This is a genomic window from Shewanella sp. Isolate13, from assembly GCF_022398325.1.
In the GTDB taxonomy this organism is placed as follows: domain Bacteria; phylum Pseudomonadota; class Gammaproteobacteria; order Enterobacterales; family Shewanellaceae; genus Shewanella.
On sequence record NZ_JAKEVD010000023.1, the window covers coordinates 18,785 to 36,682 of the forward strand.

Sequence of the window (17,898 nt, forward strand, 5' to 3'; positions counted from 1 at the left end):
ACTCAATTAAAATTAATTGGTATTAGTCATCACCACCAACACCCATTAAATGTAGTAGGGCGATGAATAGATTCAAGAAATCTAGGTATAAAGAGATGGTCGCACGAATGTAATTGGTTTCGCCGCCGTTAACAATTTTACTTGTATCGTAAAGAATAAAGCCAGTCATCAGCAGTGCGATACCCGCGTTAAGCGCCATAAACACCATGCCGTTACCTAGGAATAGGTTTACTAGCAAGCCAACCACCATAATCACAAGACCAGCGATTAAGAAGCCGCGCATAAACGAGAAATCTTTTTTGGTCGTTACCGCATACCCTGAAAGCGTCACGAAGATTAGCGAGGTTAAACCGAGTGCCTGCATGATTAGCTGTGGGCCGTTCGCCATGCCGGCGTAATGGTTTAGGATGTAACCCAGTGACGCACCTTGCATACCTGTAAATGCAAATACCCAGAAAATACCAGCGCTAGAGTCCGCTTTTCTAAGGGTTACGAATAACAGCACTAAGCTGCCGAGAGATAGACCTAGAGACATCATAGGGCTAATTGCTAATGCCATCGCCAAACCTGCGCACACTGCAGAAAACGCCAAGGTCATAGAAAGCAGCATATAAGTATTTTTTAGCAGTTTGTTTACTTCAACTGAAGTACTGCTATACGCGGTTTGTTGTGTCATATCTTTCATATCTTTCTCCGAAGACAAATTTTCAAGCTATTTTGTTTGAACACGAGTTATACAAGGAGTTCCCTCAAGGTGAAAAAGAGTGACATTCCTATGTTAAGTAGTTGAATCATACAGCAGCTAACCTAAGGTATAAAGCGCCTAACGTATAAAATAGACCCAAGTTAACCTTAGTTAATCTAACCAATCTTTATGTAACTTTTCAGTATCGCCTAAATAATCCAGCACCCAGGCCATAGCAGGTGACTTGTTGGTCGCATTCCAAGCCAAACAACAAGGGCTGGTTTTATTAGGTCGTTCAAGCTGTTTTTCTATTAGCGCACCAGTTTTGATAAATGGGAATGCAAAGTGGGCAGGCATGTAGCCAACACCAAGACCCTCTCTAAAACAGTTGATAGCTCTTATCCAATCCGGAACAACCAAACGTCTTTGGTTTTCTAATAGCCAGGTCATTCGTTTAGGGATCTCTCGAGAAGTATCCTCTAAACAGATAGAGGGGTACTGTCTCAATTCATCGTCCGTAAGCGGTCTATCAATATCTGCGAGAGGATGGTTTTTGCCTACGAGGAAACACCACTCTATTTCGCCCATATCCCTAAAGTGATAATCACCACCCACAGGTATCGCCGTTGTTGCACCAATGGCGATATCGCTTCGCCCTGTGGCTATCGACTCCCAGACGCCATTAAAGACTTCAATTCGGATAATGAGCTCGACATTATCGAAGGTGCGGTAAAAATCAGCAATCAGATTGCTGATCTTATCGGCTCTAACGATGTTATCTAACGCGATTGAAAGGGTCGGTTGCCAGCCATTAGCGACTCGAATGGTATCGGCTCGCATTGCGTCTATATCGGTGAGTAAGCTTCTAGACTGCTTAACGAAGTGTTCTCCTGCGGGCGTTAAGCTAACACTGCGGTGGTGCCTTACAAACAGCACCACACCTAGCTCTTCTTCAATCTGCTTGACCGCGTAACTCACCGCGGAAGGGACTTTGTGTAACTTGTTTGCCGCAGCGGTAAAACTACCGACACGGGCTACCATATCAATGAGTTGAAGGGACTGTTCTGAAAGCATAGGTCACATCCTGCTGTGATTTTTTTTGAAGGCTAATGTGAAAAATAAACGTTTCACAGGGTTATAGCAAGTGTTTACACTGCGCGGCTTTAATAAATCACTATCTGAATTTCTATCTATGAAACCTCTTATGAATGTTAAATACTTTATATTTTTAGCCTATCTTGCGCTACTAAGCATGCTAGGCTTTATTGCTACTGACATGTATTTGCCAGCATTCAAAGCAATTGAAGACACTATGGGGGCATCGCCATCACAGGTTGCTATGTCTTTAACCTTTTTCTTAGCAGGATTGGCATTAGGCCAACTCCTTTATGGGCCACTAGTAGAACGCTTTGGTAAACGTAACTCACTCATCCTCGGATTAGTGCTATTTGCGTTAGCGAGCTTTTCATTGTCTGTTAGTGACTCGATTCTAGTATTCAATATTTCTCGTTTTATGCAAGCATTAGGTGCCTGTTCTGCCGGTGTTATTTGGCAAGCGATTGTAATTGAAAAATATGATGCTTCTAAGGCACAGAGTGTGTTTTCTAATATCATGCCGTTAGTGGCATTATCACCAGCACTCGCCCCAATTCTTGGTGCATTTATTCTTGAGAGTATGGGCTGGCAGAGCATTTTCATCACATTAACTGGTATGGCTGCGGTAATGATCCTATTGACCGTCTGGTTTGTACCTGCAGAAACCAAAGTAATAAACCATGACAAGAAAGAGATCAGTTACTTCAATATCCTGAAGAATACAAAGTATTTAGGTAACGTTGTTATTTTTGGTGCTTGTTCAGGTGCGTTCTTCTCGTACCTAACACTGTGGCCTGTAGTGATGGAGCAACATGGTTTTGATGCGACAGCGATTGGACTGAGCTTTATTCCGCAAACCATTACATTCATTCTGGGTGGGTATGCGAGTAAAACTCTTATTCGTAAAGTTGGAGCGGAGAAAACCTTAAAGGTATTACTATCTGTATTTGGCACCTGTGCTATGTCAATTGCTGTAGTGACTATCTTGCTAAAAGGTTTATCAATTTTTCCTTTATTGGCAATATTTTCAGTGCTTGCGGCGTGTAGCGGTGGCATTTACCCAATCGTGGTAAACGCTGCACTGCAAGAGTTCTCTGACAACGCTGCTAAAGCAGCGGGTTTACAGAACTTTCTACAGATCAGCTTATCTTTTGGTGCATCAAGCCTAGTCGCTATCTGGGCGACAAGCGGTGAAGTGGCAATTGGTTGGGGGATCATGATCTGCTCGTTCATCGTCTTTATCGGCTACAAGCTGCGTAACTATAAGAATTGGAATGAGGTAAGCGAAGAGGTCGTAATGCCAGATCCAGCCCGTATTGCTATCCATCAGGATGATAAATAGTCAAACTGAGACGTTCTTGAGCAAAGTGTTATTTTCCTGAAATTATTACTTTACAAGAACAATCGAGCGCTATATTATTCGCGGCGTTCGGAGAGATGGCAGAGTGGTCGAATGCACCGGTCTTGAAAACCGGCATGGGTTTGTAGCCCATCTAGGGTTCAAATCCCTATCTCTCCGCCATACATAGAAAAGCCCGCTAATTTATAGCGGGCTTTTTGCTATCTGAAGCTAATTGATTGACCCCTAGGGTTCTAATTGTTTAGTACCACTTTCTCTTGCCCCCACAACTGACGGTTAACAAAACGCGTTTGCCTTTTGTTTCAAGAACTCAATCAAGGTACGCACTCGCAGTGGCATCAATGCTTTTTCTTGGTAAACAGCGTAAATTGGGATTTCTAAATCATGTACGTCTGGCAACAAGCGAACTAAATCACCACAGGCCATTTCTTCCTTCATCATAAAGCTCGGCATAATTGCAAAACCTAGGTGGTTGAGGACGAACGCTTTTACTGTTGCCGCGTTTCGAACACGCACTTTAGGGCTATGAGCAATACGAGTCACGTTCCCCAAGCTGTCGGTCATCAAAAGTTGTTTGTCGCCATGGACAATATGGTGGGTGATCCAGTCCAGTCGCAAAAGGTCTTCAGGTTTAGATACCGCTTCCACCTTACTGAGATAGGTTGGTGTGGCGCAAATCATGTCACGGAAGTAACCCAATTTGACGGCGTACAAGCTGGAGTCTTCAAGTGCCGAAGAGGCTCGTAATGCGATATCACAGCGTGATTCTATTAGATTGCTGTAACTGTCACTTTCGATAATGTCGAGTTTAATCTCAGGATAAAGGTGTAAGAATTCACTTAAGGTATCTACGAGTGCAGAAGTTGGCGTGGATAGACGAATTGTGCCACTTGGGATCTGATTAGCATCTTGGGTTTCTGCATTCGCTTCTGAGGCAATATCTCCAATTAGCTTGCACTTTTCGTAATAGCGCAATCCAGCATCGGTAAGAGAAAGCGAGCGAGTCGTGCGGTGGAGCAGGCGGGTGTTCAATGAATGTTCGAGCTTAGACACAATTTGCGAGACTCGAGCTTTGCCGATACTTAGATCATCAGCGGCCTGAGTAAAGGATTGTCGTTCTGCCACTTTAGCAAAGACCATCATGTCATCGAGTGAAATCATACTTTTTATTGTTTAGCTTAAATTAACAATCAGTTTAATCAAAGACTAATTATCTATCAATCATCAAACGATATAGTGTCTCCATCAAAAGCGGGAAAGCTAACACATCAAGGCAAACCTGCACTTAATCAGATGAAATCGCTCTAAAAATGAATGGAGAAACACACATGACAGAACGAAAAATTTTAGTAACAGGTGGATCAGGCAAATTAGGTACAGCAGTCGTAAAAATGCTACTCGAAGACTTCGATGTCCAACCTAAGCAACTCATTGTTACAACACGTAAAGCGGACAAGCTTAGATCATTATCAGAAAAAGGCGTAGACGTTCGTGAGGCAGACTTTACCAGCCTAGAATCACTAGAGAAAGCATTTAAAGGTGCAAATAGCATGCTGCTGATCAGTATTGATGCTTCTGGACCACGCACTCAAGCCCATTTAAATGCCGTAGAGGCAGCAGAAAAAGTCGGCGTTAGCCATATTGTTTATACCTCAATGCCCTCGGCAGAGAATTCTCCAGTAATATTTGCGCACGAACATGATGCAACCGAGAAGGCGATTAAACAAAGCGCAATTGCAAACGCAACAATCTTGCGCAACAACTGGTACTTTGAAAATGTATCAGAGTACTTTGCTAGCATTCTACAATCGGGCCAATGGCTAACTTCGGCCGCTGAAGGGCGCTCAGCCCAGCTTTCACGTACAGACTTGGCCTACGCAGGGGCTTCGGCGCTTATAAAGCCTATAGAAGGTAAAGTCACGTTACCGATGAATGGCGTGCAATCGATGACACATGCAGCAATGGCAAAAGTTATAGACAAAGTTCTGGGTACTTCAATAAACATGGTGCATTTATCAGACGAAGATTACCGAGCACAGTTAGTGTCATTTGAATTGCCAACACCAATCGTAGACTTGTGTGTGACTATGGATAAACATAACCGCGGCAATTTCTCAGATGGCACGAGTGAAGCGTTTGAAAAACTGACTGGCAAGCAACCACAAAGTTTTGAGGCTTGGCTGAACGAGAACGAAGTGGAGTTAAAGAGCGTAATGCAATCTCGTTAATCTAACGCCTTTTAGAAGTGTGTTAAGGAGAACCACTTCATCGAGCAGTTGTGGGATAGCAGCATCTTAGCGCAATAGCACTAAGGTGTTGCTATCAACTAATGAATTTAAACAGCTCATAGAAAATAAGTGTGTTACTAACAAGGCAACATTGACTAGTTTCCAGTATTTGAGAAGCCCTGAAGTCTATCAATGAGTCGTTTCAATTAGACCAGTATTTAATGTCGACATAAATTAACATATTGATATATTGATAATTTATGCGGTTTTGCACTAGATCTGATTTAAACTTGCTATTAACGCACATAAACAATAATGGCAGTCTCAGTTAATCAAAGACCCCTCTATAAGAATGTGTTCTATTTTCTGTTACTAGGAAGATACATCTTGTCGAAATTGGGAATATTGCGTTCCCATACGGGGATATCTTCACCAATAACCGATTTTAGTACATCGATAAACAGTTTAGTCTTGATGGGCGCATCACGGTGGGGATATACCGCATAGAAGGTGCCAAAGTCCTCCAGTGCTAAATGGGTCATAATCGGAATGAGTTGACCTTCAATGATCTCATTTTGAATCATTTGTGCCGTCACGACTGCAAGTGTATTACCGGCTACAGCGCTCTTAACGACCATCTCCACATCATTTACCTTGTAGGCTGTTTTGAGATGAAAGCTCTGTTCATTGAGTTTGTCATCGAGGTAATTGAATTTATCGATGAGCAAACCGGGGGATGAATAAATGGTGGCGGGTGCGGCCTGCAACTTATCTAGGGTATCGATACCACCATGTCTCTCAATAAACTCAGGTGATGCGACGATTAACAGGCGACTCCTGGCTATTTTTCGACAAATTAAGCTTGAGCTTTTTGGCTTTCCGATACGAAAACCAATATCGAAACCCTCTTGCACAATATCGACGACTTTATCTTCTAGCCTAAGCTCACATTGGATTTCAGGATACTTTGTTTGAAAGATTGATATCGCGTCCTGAACATATTGGCGCCCAAACATCATCGAACTGCTTATTCTTAATAACCCCCTCGGTTCAGAGTGATAGTTTTGTGCGAGCCTGTGGGTATTGTCCAGTAACTCTCGCAGCAGTTTCGCTTGATTGACTATCTCATTGCCTGCAGCGGTTAGAGATAGTGAGCGGGTTGTTCTATTGAGCAGGCGAACCCCAAGTTCACTTTCTAACCGGCCAATTTGTTTTGAGACCACAGAGCGATCGAGGTTTCTCCGTTCGGCAACATTGGTAAATGAGCCTAACTGGACAACCTCGAGTAATAATAATAATCGACTAGAAAAATCCATCGCTCCTCGATACCTCTCACGTATTAGAGCCAATACAAAACCTATTGGTGCATAATTAGCACCAGTATTGTGTAGATATTAGTGTTTTTCCACATCAATACAAGTTTTATAGTGACTTCATCGAAACGATAACAGCTCTTTCGTTTAAACATTTTATGAGCTGATTGTCCTATAAATGAGGAAATGACTATGAATACTACAATGACTGCATTATCAATTACTAATCACATGGGTGTTGCAACCGTTGAAATTAATAATCCACCTGTGAATGTATTAACTATCAACCTAATCAACGAGATTAATGAGTACGTGCTCAGCTTAAAAGACGATCGTGAGACGAAAGTTGTGGTGTTTAAATCCATGCATGAATCCTTCTTTTTAGCTCACCTAGATCTTAATGTGATTAATGGTAGCCAAGGAGGTCAAGCTGCCTCCATTGAGTTCAACCACATGATCGCCAACATTAAAGCGATGAAGCAAGTATCTGTTGCCGTGGTTGATGGTGTTGCTCGCGGAGGAGGAAACGAATTTGTAATGGCTTGTGATTTAGCTTACGCCACCGAAAATGCGGCATTTGCACAGCCTGAGATCCACGTGAACATTCCAACAGGTGGGCAAGGAGCGGTGCAGTTCGCACGTCGAATGGGTAAAAACAAGGCACTACAAGCGCTATTACTGGGTAATGATTTTACTGCACAGCAGGCCGAAAGCTTAAACATCATCACTCAATTCGTACCCAAAGCAGAGATGGACGAATTTTTAACAGTGACTCTTGGAGTGATTAGCCGATTAGAGGTGCGTGATATCGTGATGTACAAGGAAATTATCAGCACATCGATTAAAGATGAAGAGGCGGGAGCCGAGTTAGAATTGCGCTATTTCTTAGAGCGAGCTAAAGAGCAAAAGACAGAAGCTATTATCGCCGCATTTCTTAAGCACGGTGGTCAAACCGAACGTGAGGCTAAAGATATTCAGGGTATTTTTGTGGATACCGCTGCAGAGCTAACGCAATAAAACCTGCCTCAATGAGCTTTGTCTCAATAGGTTAAGATTTAAACCCAAGTTCAATGGCCGCTTCTAAGGCGGCCTTTAATAGCGTATTTGCAAGGATAATTGATGAGATACGAAGGTAATATTTATCGGCCACCACCAGAGGCCGATGCCTACATTTTGCAATGTACTATTGGTTGTTCTTACAACAAGTGTAGTTATTGCGCGATGTATAAAGATGTTCGTTATAGAGTACGAACGATCGACGAGCTAAAAGAAGACATTCGACTGGCACAAGCCACTTTTGGTAATAAAGTTGAGAAGGTCTTCCTTAGTGATGGGGATGCGATTTCACTACCAACCGAGAGCTTGCTAACGATCTTATCGGAGCTCTATCTCGCTTTTCCAAACTTAAATCATGTAAGCACCTATGCTGGTCCACAAAGTACGTTAGATAAGAGCCTAGATGAGTTTAGACTGCTTAAGGAAGCAGGACTGACCATGACCTACCTCGGGGTAGAGTCTGGCTCCGATGACGTGTTAAAAGCTATCCGTAAAGGTGTGAGTTCAGCTCAAATGCTAACTGCTGGTCAGAATATTGTACAGTCCGGTATCAAACTGGTTGCCATGGTGATGATTGGACTAGGAGGAAGTGGTGAACAGTCTAAGCAACACGCGATACAGACAGCCGAGTTAATCAATAAGATGAACCCGTACCTTCTGGGATTATTGACCACAGTTGCCATCGAGGGCACGCCTCTCTATAGGCAGGTTGAGAAGGGTGATTTTACACTACTCGATCCATACGAGGTACTAGAAGAGGTAAAGGATTTGCTGCAAACGCTCAGTCGAGAGGAGTTATTGATAGACAGTACTCACGGCTCAAATTTATTACCGATGAAAGGAAGCTTACGAGCGATTAGAGCAGGAGTGTTCGATAAGATTGACCATACATTGCTTAATCGTGATAGTAACATCATAGGTAAAGCCTATCTTGGCCGTTTCTGATGTTAGATAGGTTAGCAAGTTATCGGTAACTAAAAAGCCCCTAGTCTAACTTCTTTTACTAGGGGCTTTTTGATTCAACCTCTTTGATTTAACTTAGTTATTAGTATTTGTTTCTCATATTAGATTGCTATCAGCTGACAGCGTGTTCAGTTGAAAGTGCAGTCTCTGTTGGCTCCTGTACACGAGACTTACTGCCAATCACACGTTTGATATCCTCAATCGTCACATATAAGCAGGGGATCAGTACCAAGGTGACAATTGTCGCGAATAACACACCAAAGGCTAAGGATACTGCCATCGGGATCACCATTTTCGCCTGCATACTGGTTTCCGTCATGATAGGAACTAAGCCAATGAAGGTGGTTAATGAGGTTAATAAAATTGCTCTAAAGCGTCGACAACCCGCCTCGAGTACCGATTGCTTCATTGCAATACCTGACTCCCTAGACTTATTAATATAATCAACCATCACCAGTGAGTCGTTAACCACGACACCTGCGGCAGCAATGATACCGAACACAGAGAGGGCACTTAGGTCGAGTCCTAAGAGCATATGACCAAGTACAGAGCCGATCACCCCAAATGGGATCACCGACATGATCATTATCGGTTGCGAATAGGACTTAAGTGGCACGGCCAACAGACTATAGATCACAAGCATAGAGATTAAGAAGTCTCGCAATTGAGTATCCGCACTATCAAGCTGTTCTTGAATATTGCCGGACACTTCGCTTTGAACTCTCGGATATTTCTTTAATAGCTCAGGCAAGAAGTTATCACGAATATCCTTAGCAATCTTAAACGGCTCAGCCTGATCCGCGTCAACCGAGCCCCAAACATTGATGGTTCGATTACCATTTTCACGGCGAATGCTGTTAACACCATCGGTGACAACAATCGAAGCCACCTCAGATAATGGGATTTCAGTACCCAGTGGCGTCTTAATCATTACATCTGACACTTGGGCAATAGAGTTTCGTTGCTCCTCAGGGTAGCGAAGCATCACCTTGATCTCTTCACCGTTACGCAAGATACGCTGGGCTTCTAAGCCATAGAAACTATTACCCACCTGGCGTGCGATATCCGCAAGAGATAAACCGAGACTATGAGCTAAAGGCTTAAGCTCAAACTGGATCTCTTTGGCGCTTGATTGGCGGCTATCGTTAACATCGCCAACCCCTTTAAGGGTATTAAGTTTAGCTTTTAACTCTTTTGCTGCGGCGACTAACTGCTCGTCATCCTTACCTTCGAGCCTGAAGCTGATATCACCGTCATCCCGTCCACCACCAAACAGGTTATCTTGGATGGTAAAGGACTTCATGCCTGGGATAAGCGGCATATTCTGGCGCCAAAGCTCAGCTACTGCAAAGGTATCGATAGGGCGAAGTTCTGGGTCGACAAGTTTAGTCATGACTTGTGCCGATGTGCGGCCACGTAACTCAACTTGCATATCAGAGATCATCTTCTGACCATATTGCGCCTCTAGCTCTGTATCGACACGCTTCAGTGCTTCCTCGATAGACAAGGCCGCCGATAGGGTCGCTTTTTCCGAGGCATCGATATTCATTTCGAATGAGATCCGCGGGAAGTCATGGGGGATTTTAGGCTGACCGATAAAGCGAACTAAGCCACCTGAATACAGACCCGCACAGACTAAGATCAAACTGATAAAGATCATGATTACCGTGTAGCGATACTTAACAGCTACAGCAAGCGTGGGTCGGTAATAGCGACTGATCAAAACCTTCAAGCCTGAGTCGACTTTGCCTTGTAAAAAGTTAACCCCATTGCGTAGCCAGTCTAGTGGATTCTTCGAACCTGGTTTAACGATGGTTTTTTGCTTCATGCGCGCTAAATGCGCTGGCAAGATAAGTTTAGATTCAACCAGTGAAAAAATAAGACATAAGATCACCACATATCCGATAGCCTGACCGAAAGCTGACGAAGGGCCGTCATCGAGGGTGATGGGCAAAAATGCGGCGATAGTGGTTAATACACCGAACGTTGCTGGCATCGCTACGCGTTTAACACCGCGGATCACGTTATCGAGGCTTTGACCTTTCTCCTCACACTCAGCATGGGCGCTTTCTCCCATAACAATGGCGTCATCCACCACGATACCCAGTACCAAGATAAAGGCGAAGAGGCTAATGACATTGATAGTTACATCTATCATGCCCATCGGCATAAAGAGTAGGGTACCAAGGAAACAAACAGGTAGCCCCATCATGACCCAAAATGCGAGCCTTACGCGCAAGAAGAGTGCGAGTAAGATAAACACCAGCACGGCGCCGCTTTTCATGCTGTCGAGCATCAAGTTTAGGCGCCCTTCAAGGTAATAGGTCATATCGACCCAAGGCTCAAGCTTTACGCCCTCGGGCAATACTTTTTGCTTATCGGCGATATAAGCCTTCACCACATCGGCGACATCGGTGAGACTCTGATCATTCGCCGCACCAATAAAGAAAGTAACCGAATTCTTACCATTAAACTTTGAGTACTGAATGCCTTCTTCGAAGCCATCCACAACAGTTGCTACATCACCCAGTAATAGGGTGGTACCATCCTCCAGTGTGATTAGCGGCAGGCTTTCAAATTCATAGCCGACATAGGCCTGATTCTGCACTCGTAGGTTGATATAGCCATTTTCAGCACGGATCTGCCCGGCAGACATATTTCTTGAGTAACCGCGTACCGCTTCGGCAACGTCATTAAAACTTAACCCAAATTCACGTAATCTGTCTTTACTGACTTCGATGGCGATTTCGTAGCCGAGGCCACCATAAAAATCGGTGATATTGACCAGAGGCAACTGCAACAGCTCATCATGGATCTTCTCCCCAAGATCTTTTAGCTGCCTTTGGGACAGATCGCCATATAGGCTCATATACATCACTTCTTGGCGGAGCTTTATTCGCTCAACCTTAGGTCGCTCCATGCCATCGGGAAAGCTGGAGATAGAGTCAATCTCTGACTTTACCTCTTCCAATACAACCTGCGGATCGTAGGAGTCCTCGACTCGAAAGTAACCGGATGAGGCATTACGGTTTGAGTAGGTGATGACGCGCTTTAGACCTTGAACGCTTTCTAGTGCTTCCTCAATCTTAATGGTGATCCCTTCCTCCACCTCTTGTGGCGCTGCGCCGGGATAAACCGCATTGAATTCGAGCCAGTTGATCTCTACCGCTGGGAAAAACTGCTTACGAATGGTATTAGCCGTAAGTAAGCCGCCTATCAGGATAATGATCATCAGTAGATTTGCTGCCACGCTGTTACGGGCAAACCAGGCGATTATGCCTTTATTTGTATCTATCATGAATTAATCCTTCTCTTCCATAGCAATTTGCGTAGGCTGCTCGGGACTGTCTTCATCTCGTAATAATTTATCTTCTGGTAGGGCTAACTGCATGCCTTCGATAGGGTAATCTAGGGCTGAGGTGATCACATTCATACCGGCTTCAAGTCCATCGGAGACGATAACCTTAGAACCAATCTGACGAAGGATAGTGATATCCTTGTATCTTAATTTACCTTCATCATCTAACACGGCAACTTGGTTGTTGATCACAAGGTGACGAGGGAGCTCCGCAACTTGGCCGGCGTGGCTGCCATCAATAGAAGCGGTAACATAGGTACCATAACGCAGTTCATTGTTTTTTGACTTAAGACCGTAGGGATCTTTTACTTCGGCAACGAGATAGGTCATGCGACTACGGCTATCGATAACGCCTTCACTGCGTACGACTTTCGCTGTCCACTCTTGAGTCTTACCGGCAAAGTCACCGGTTAATATCACTTCCGCATCTTGCCCTTTATCATCTAAAAATTGCAGTTCTTTATCTGCGATTGGAAGACGGATCTCTGCTTCAGCAGTACTCAACACTTTACCTAGTGGTGTACCCATACTGACATAAGAGCCTAAGCCGATGTTACGGGCTTCAATCAAAGCATCATAAGGTGCCTTGATAATGGTGCGTTCAAGATTACGGTTGGCTCGTTTAAGTCCTGCCTCAGAAGAGTTAAGCTTAGCTATCTCTTGGGCGAGCTGAGGTTTACGAAGACTCAACTCAGTCGGTACACCGTTTTCGATGCGCTTCCATTCTTCTTCGGCAACCTTGCCATAGGCTTTTTCTTGTACCAGAGTCGCTCTTGCCGATGCCATGGTTGCTTTGGCGTCGATGAGCGCGGCTTCATAATCGCTTGGATCGATTTTGGCGAGCACATCGCCTTTCTTTACAAAGCCACCACGGACGAACTTATCTGATAAATAGACAATTTCACCATTGAGCTGTGATACAAGCTCAGTTTCATATTTTGCATTAACGACGCCATATGAACTGACTGCAAAACTCATGGGGTTGATCTCAACCGCCTGAACCGAGACTAACGGTGTCGTATCGAGCTGTTCCTTTTCCTCTGGAGGCTTTTTTAATGCCGACATGCCAATAAATCCTGCCACACCGACAGCGATAACAACCATTGGTAGAATGATCTGTTTTTTCGTAGCCACAAACACGTCCTCTTGTTTAAGCAAACCGACACTCAATAACAGTCATCAATGCTGTTGAAAGTGAATTCCTTTGAAAGCTAAGCGCGGTCTATAATTTTGAATGTATGTTAATAGATGTGGCGAGATGTAACAGCTCAATTATGTAAACTTGTGTAACCAAATTTGACATACAAGGAGAATAGAGCTGATTGGATTTATAAAATAGCAGCGAGATATTTGTTAACAGCTTGATTAATCGCTAAAAAGTTTGCCTTTTGTTACTCAGTTAGGGCGTTGGCAATAGGCTGAGAACAGAAAATAGACAAAAGACGCCAGCAGAGAAAAATGTAACAAAAGCTGAAAAGGCAATCGCTGTTAAGATTAGAGTGAAAAGAAATGATAGCACCTAGTACTCAAACTGAGCGCAAGAGGGCTGGTACAGCTGGGGTGACTATTGTAAAAAAGCAGTCCAAAAAGAACTGCTTCATCGTTTTCGCACTAGGGTTTTAGCCGCAACACTTCTTGTATTTCTTGCCGCTACCGCAAACACAAGGGTCATTACGGTTTGGCGTCTTTTCAAAACGGGTCGTTTGAGGTTTATTGAGAAGACCAATCAAATCAACGATATTCTCTTCCTGACTTGCGTCTACCGTGATTTCGCCCACCAGCTGGTTATCGATAAGCAGCTGCTGCACTTCAACTTCACGTTGTTCGTCTTGAACCATAAGCTTTAGTGGGTTCTCTTCAGTTCCCACTTTAACTGCACGCTTGGTGTTGTAACCATAGCTTTCGTGCTTAGGCTTTGGGGTTTTACGCCCTTTAAAAAAGAATTTGTCTGACATCGCTATGGCGCTCAATCTAAATAATGAAAATTTACGCAAGCTTATACTACAAAAATGCCCCTAGTGATATCTAAGACTGCTTTTCGTTAGCATTTAGCGGAAAATTTAACGATGTTTGGCCGATAAAGGATTTTTCTTTGAATTCCAGCTGAAGTCTCGGCACAAGAACTCGCCTTAACTTAGCCTGTCTAATTAGTATGAACGGCGGTTAGTCCGAGCTATTTCGGGCTTTGATAGCGCGTATCCGTTGTAACTTTAACCATTTCAGGCAAGAGTTTGCTGTCTGAGACCTTTTGCTATTTCCGCATCGCGAAAAACTTTGTTAAAATCGGCGCAAATTAAAGGAGAGCTTTTATATGCCAGTTTATGTTGTGGGCCACAAGATCCCAGACTCAGATTCCATTTGTGGTGCTATTGCACTTGCACACCTAAAGAACCAGATCGGTGAAGCATCAGTTGCAACTCGTTTAGGTGACATTTCACCAGAAACCGCCTTCATTTTAGATAAGTTTGGTTTCGAAGCGCCGGAGCTAAAGCTTAGCTATGCTGGCGAAGAAGTTTATATCGTCGACCACTCTGAACTGACACAGGCTCCTGACGATATCGCCGAAGCGACTATCGTGGGCATCGTTGATCATCACAAGCTTGGTGATCTAACGACTTCTACACCATTAGAGTGCTGGATCCGTCCAGTGGGTTGTAGTAACACAGTTATCAAGATGATGTACGACTTCTATAATGTTGAGATCCCAAAAGAGATCGCTGGCATCATGTTGTGTGCAATTCTTAGTGACACTGTTATCTTCAAGTCGCCAACATGCACCACGGCAGACATCAAATGTGTTGAAGCATTAGCTGAAATCGCCGGTATCGAAGATTATAAAGCTCTAGGCATGGATATGTTTAAGGTGAAGTCTGCGGTAGAAGGTACTCCGGCACGCGATCTTGTTATGCGTGACTTTAAAGACTTCAACATGAACGGTAACTTAGTGGGTATTGGTCAACTAGAAGTGATCGATCTGTCTGTATTCGATGACATTAAAGCTGAACTTGAAGCCGACATCGCCGCATTGAAGGCGGAAGGTAACCGTCACAGCGTACTATTACTGCTAACTGACATCATGAAAGAAGGTTCAGAGATGCTTATCGTCAGTGACGACATAGCGAAAATTGAATCTGCTTACAACTGCAAGTCAGAGAACAACAAAGTATGGTTAGATGGCGTACTAAGCCGTAAGAAGCAAGTAGTACCACCACTACAGGACGTGTTCGCTTAATCCCGTAGTTGCCAGTGTATTAAAGAAAGGCCGAGCATAGAGTTCGGCCTTTTTTGTTTTCAACATCAGCGCGTCAGTATTGGTATTACTGAGTGTGATTATCTTTAGCGTGTTGTTTACGTAATTCGTTAAGTCTTACTTGCGCCAAACCTAAGATACTATTTTTCGGGTATTCTCCCTTTGCGTTTAGGGTTCCAACTTTAGCCCCGGTCAGTAACTCAATCGCCTGATTCACGTGTGAAATGGCCCAAATATTAAACTTACCTTTCTCGACTGCTTCGACGATATCACGGCGTAACATCAGATTATGAACATTAGACTGAGGAATGATCACCCCTTGGCTATCTCTACGCCCCTTAATTTTACAGACATCAAAGAAGCCTTCGATTTTTTCATTGACGCCGCCGATAGGCTGCGCCTCACCAAACTGATTCATCGAGCCAGTGATGGCGATGTCTTGTCGCAGCCCCTTACCTGAAAATGACGACAGCATAGCGCACAGCTCCGCCATGGTGGCACTATCGCCATCGACTCCACCGTAGGATTGCTCAAAGGTAAGATGGGTCGATAGGGGGATTTTATCCGTCTTACCTAAAATAGAGGCGATATAGGCGGTTAAAATCATCACACCTTTAGAGTGTATGCTGCCACTAAGTTCGACATTACGTTCGATATCGAATACTCGACCTTTACCGAAACTGGTGGTTGCAGTGATCCTGCTGGGGGCCCCGAACTGGTAGTCTGTAGTAGACATCACCGACAAGCCGTTCACTTGGCCAACGGTTTCGCCCTGAGTATCGATTAGGGTGGTGCCATTGGTAAAGCTCTGCATAAAGTCATCTTTTGCACGGCAGATTCGTTTCTCTTTATTAATCAGTGCTTGCTCAACATGGCTTACTCGGATCATGTTGGCATTGGCTGCGCGGGCGCAATAATTTGCCTCACGCAATAAATTGGCAATATCGACAGAGTGTAGCGATAGCATGTTCTGATCATCTGCCTGTCTAGAGCTGAACTCGATAACCCGTGCTATGGCTTTTTTATCACAATGGAGGATCTGATTACTGTGTACGATACTCGAGATAAACTGGGCATAATGCGCCTCGGATGTGTCCGTACGGGGCATTTTGTCTTCAAAGTCTGCTGTCACCCGAAACAGTTCGGTAAACTCGGCATCATATTGCTGCAATAGCTTGTAGGTGGCAAAATCTCCAAACAGGATAATTTTCACGTCCAACGGAATGGCTTCGGGATCCAAAGAGATGGTCCCCGACAGAGTCACCTCTCGCTCCAGAGAGGTTAAGCTTAGCATGCGTGATCTCAGTGCTCGTTTTAGTCCGTCCCAAACGTAAGGGTGCTCAAGCACCTTGACTGCATCTATCATCAGCACGCCGCCATTAGCCTTATGTAAACTACCCGGGCGAATAAGAGAGAAGTCGGTGAAAACCGTACCTTTATAGGTCGCATTTTCCACATAGCCAAAGATGGTGTGGTAATTGGGAGTCTCCTCAACAATGATCGGTTGCATCTGAGACTCTTGCGAGACCAAGACGTTGATCTGATATCGCCTTGGCATCTTCTTGCTCATGGAGGCATAGGCAAGGGCGGCTTGCTCCTCACTCTCCTCTAGGAAGATATCTAGGTTGTCGAGAATATCTTTGTGCATCGCCTTGATATAGGCTTTAACACTACTTTGCTCATTATATTGCTGTTTCAAACTCTCAAGTGCATGAGTCAGTACCTCCTCGGCAACCTGCTCATCATGTTTTTGCTGCTTCTCTGAATACTCCTCCTCCCATACCGTTATTTGACGAATGATCCCCCTTAGTTGAGCTTCAAGGGCCGAAATCGCCGTCTGCATGTTGGCTTGTTCAGTTGCTGAAAGAGCAAGGTAACTCTCTTCGGTATGAGGCTCTTCACCATTTAACGCTACAAGCTCGTAATTCCCCTGAGGTGAAATAGACAAACCAACACCATGGCGTTTTGCTTCTTCAGTTAAGGCGCGCAGCGCGTCTTCTTGTTTCGATGCCAGTTGGTTTTTAAGCTTGTCTGCACGGCTGTAATACATCTCGTTGTCAAACGCTAAAGGTAGAGCCTTAAGCAATTTTGACATGAGTTTTTCCATGTCTTTTTTAAATTTAACCCCCATACCGGCAGGTAGTTTTAGGACTTTGGGGCTACGCGTATCATCGAAGTTAACCACATAGCACCAATCATAAAGGGTGCGCCCGTTTGAGTTTGGCGCTTGGCGATTAAGGTGGCGTAGCACCATGGTACGTTTTCCAAGGCCATTACGACCGAGCGCATAGATGTTATAGCCTTTCTCTTTCATCGATAGGGCAAACTCTACCGCTTGTTGCGCACGGGCCTGGCCGACAATTTCGTCTAAGGGTTCTAGATGTTTGGTCGACTTGCAGTCTGAAGAAAGCTTCTTTAGCGACGATACGCGGTAAAGCTTGGTACTGCTGAGAGGTTTTATTGGCATAATGCGTCCTCTTTATGACGGTCAATAATTCCACTCTATACAGTTAGATAGCATATATCTGCAATTATTTACCAATAGGTTAGATATTAGCCTATTAGGGCGTTCAATTGATGACTTATTGCT

At 44.2% G+C, this 17,898-nt stretch carries 13 protein-coding genes and 1 tRNA gene; 6 read left to right on the forward strand and 8 right to left on the reverse strand.

The window, feature by feature from the left end; genetic code table 11:
• Nucleotides 1-22: 22 nt before the first annotated feature.
• Both L1D44_RS14610 and punR read right to left on the reverse strand, forming a co-directional pair.
• Nucleotides 23-676 (reverse strand): Bax inhibitor-1/YccA family protein, encoded by a 654-nt coding sequence (locus L1D44_RS14610; protein WP_220769234.1) that lies wholly within the window; start codon nucleotides 674-676, stop codon nucleotides 23-25.
• 180 nt (nucleotides 677-856) lie between these two features.
• Nucleotides 857-1,759, reverse strand: coding sequence for a DNA-binding transcriptional activator PunR (gene punR / locus L1D44_RS14615; RefSeq protein ID WP_239891746.1), 903 nt, complete (start codon nucleotides 1,757-1,759; stop codon nucleotides 857-859).
• Between the two features lie 130 nt (nucleotides 1,760-1,889).
• On the opposite strand from punR, the gene punC reads away from it, so the two are divergent.
• A complete protein-coding gene (gene punC / locus L1D44_RS14620) occupies nucleotides 1,890-3,122 on the forward strand; it encodes a purine nucleoside transporter PunC (protein WP_239891748.1) in 1,233 nt (410 codons plus the stop codon).
• 89 nt (nucleotides 3,123-3,211) lie between these two features.
• Nucleotides 3,212-3,302, forward strand: a tRNA-Ser gene (locus L1D44_RS14625).
• 114 nt (nucleotides 3,303-3,416) lie between these two features.
• Here L1D44_RS14625 and L1D44_RS14630 read toward each other — a convergent pair.
• Nucleotides 3,417-4,301, reverse strand: coding sequence for a LysR family transcriptional regulator (locus L1D44_RS14630; RefSeq protein WP_239891751.1), 885 nt, complete (start codon nucleotides 4,299-4,301; stop codon nucleotides 3,417-3,419).
• Nucleotides 4,302-4,468: 167 nt separating this feature from the next.
• Here L1D44_RS14630 and L1D44_RS14635 point away from each other — a divergent pair, with 167 nt between their 5' ends.
• On the forward strand, nucleotides 4,469-5,368 hold the full coding sequence (locus tag L1D44_RS14635; RefSeq protein WP_239891753.1) for an NmrA family NAD(P)-binding protein: 900 nt from the start codon (nucleotides 4,469-4,471) through the stop codon (nucleotides 5,366-5,368).
• A 359-nt stretch (nucleotides 5,369-5,727) separates the two neighbouring features.
• Here the strand turns inward: L1D44_RS14635 and L1D44_RS14640 are convergent, their stop codons facing one another.
• Nucleotides 5,728-6,684, reverse strand: a complete 957-nt coding sequence (locus L1D44_RS14640; protein ID WP_239891755.1) for a LysR family transcriptional regulator — start codon at nucleotides 6,682-6,684, stop codon at nucleotides 5,728-5,730.
• A 189-nt stretch (nucleotides 6,685-6,873) separates the two neighbouring features.
• Between L1D44_RS14640 and L1D44_RS14645 the strand changes: the two genes are divergently transcribed.
• The gene (locus L1D44_RS14645; RefSeq protein WP_239891757.1) at nucleotides 6,874-7,698 is read left to right on the forward strand and encodes an enoyl-CoA hydratase/isomerase family protein; all 825 of its coding nucleotides are present in this window, start codon (nucleotides 6,874-6,876) and stop codon (nucleotides 7,696-7,698) included.
• Nucleotides 7,699-7,800: 102 nt separating this feature from the next.
• Entirely contained in the window at nucleotides 7,801-8,682 is an 882-nt protein-coding gene (locus L1D44_RS14650; protein WP_239891759.1) for a radical SAM protein, read from the forward strand.
• A 130-nt stretch (nucleotides 8,683-8,812) separates the two neighbouring features.
• Here L1D44_RS14650 and L1D44_RS14655 read toward each other — a convergent pair whose 3' ends face one another.
• The 3 genes from L1D44_RS14655 to L1D44_RS14665 form a co-directional block, all read right to left on the reverse strand.
• A complete protein-coding gene (locus L1D44_RS14655) occupies nucleotides 8,813-11,998 on the reverse strand; it encodes an efflux RND transporter permease subunit (protein WP_239891761.1) in 3,186 nt (1,061 codons plus the stop codon).
• A gap of 3 nt (nucleotides 11,999-12,001) precedes the next feature.
• Entirely contained in the window at nucleotides 12,002-13,192 is a 1,191-nt protein-coding gene (locus L1D44_RS14660) for an efflux RND transporter periplasmic adaptor subunit (RefSeq protein WP_239891763.1), read from the reverse strand.
• A gap of 485 nt (nucleotides 13,193-13,677) precedes the next feature.
• Entirely contained in the window at nucleotides 13,678-14,013 is a 336-nt protein-coding gene (locus L1D44_RS14665; protein WP_239891765.1) for a PBPRA1643 family SWIM/SEC-C metal-binding motif protein, read from the reverse strand.
• Between the two features lie 356 nt (nucleotides 14,014-14,369).
• Between L1D44_RS14665 and L1D44_RS14670 the strand changes: the two genes are divergently transcribed.
• Nucleotides 14,370-15,290: a manganese-dependent inorganic pyrophosphatase gene (locus L1D44_RS14670; protein WP_239891767.1), complete on the forward strand. Its 921-nt coding sequence runs from the start codon at nucleotides 14,370-14,372 to the stop codon at nucleotides 15,288-15,290.
• An 85-nt stretch (nucleotides 15,291-15,375) separates the two neighbouring features.
• Here L1D44_RS14670 and L1D44_RS14675 read toward each other — a convergent pair whose 3' ends face one another.
• Nucleotides 15,376-17,775, reverse strand: a complete 2,400-nt coding sequence (locus L1D44_RS14675; RefSeq protein ID WP_239891769.1) for an AAA family ATPase — start codon at nucleotides 17,773-17,775, stop codon at nucleotides 15,376-15,378.
• Nucleotides 17,776-17,898: the final 123 nt, after the last annotated feature.

Excerpts from the sequence above, each read along its gene's own strand:
- L1D44_RS14610 (WP_220769234.1), bottom strand. The coding sequence starts at position 676 with ATGACACAACAAACCGCGTATAGCAGTACTTCAGTTGAAGTAAACAAA.
- punR (WP_239891746.1), bottom strand. The coding sequence starts at position 1,759 with ATGCTTTCAGAACAGTCCCTTCAACTCATTGATATGGTAGCCCGTGTC.
- punC (WP_239891748.1), top strand. The coding sequence starts at position 1,890 with ATGAATGTTAAATACTTTATATTTTTAGCCTATCTTGCGCTACTAAGC.
- L1D44_RS14630 (WP_239891751.1), bottom strand. The coding sequence starts at position 4,301 with ATGATTTCACTCGATGACATGATGGTCTTTGCTAAAGTGGCAGAACGA.
- L1D44_RS14635 (WP_239891753.1), top strand. The coding sequence starts at position 4,469 with ATGACAGAACGAAAAATTTTAGTAACAGGTGGATCAGGCAAATTAGGT.
- L1D44_RS14640 (WP_239891755.1), bottom strand. The coding sequence starts at position 6,684 with ATGGATTTTTCTAGTCGATTATTATTATTACTCGAGGTTGTCCAGTTA.
- L1D44_RS14645 (WP_239891757.1), top strand. The coding sequence starts at position 6,874 with ATGAATACTACAATGACTGCATTATCAATTACTAATCACATGGGTGTT.
- L1D44_RS14650 (WP_239891759.1), top strand. The coding sequence starts at position 7,801 with ATGAGATACGAAGGTAATATTTATCGGCCACCACCAGAGGCCGATGCC.
- L1D44_RS14655 (WP_239891761.1), bottom strand. The coding sequence starts at position 11,998 with ATGATAGATACAAATAAAGGCATAATCGCCTGGTTTGCCCGTAACAGC.
- L1D44_RS14665 (WP_239891765.1), bottom strand. The coding sequence starts at position 14,013 with ATGTCAGACAAATTCTTTTTTAAAGGGCGTAAAACCCCAAAGCCTAAG.
- L1D44_RS14670 (WP_239891767.1), top strand. The coding sequence starts at position 14,370 with ATGCCAGTTTATGTTGTGGGCCACAAGATCCCAGACTCAGATTCCATT.
- L1D44_RS14675 (WP_239891769.1), bottom strand. The coding sequence starts at position 17,775 with ATGCCAATAAAACCTCTCAGCAGTACCAAGCTTTACCGCGTATCGTCG.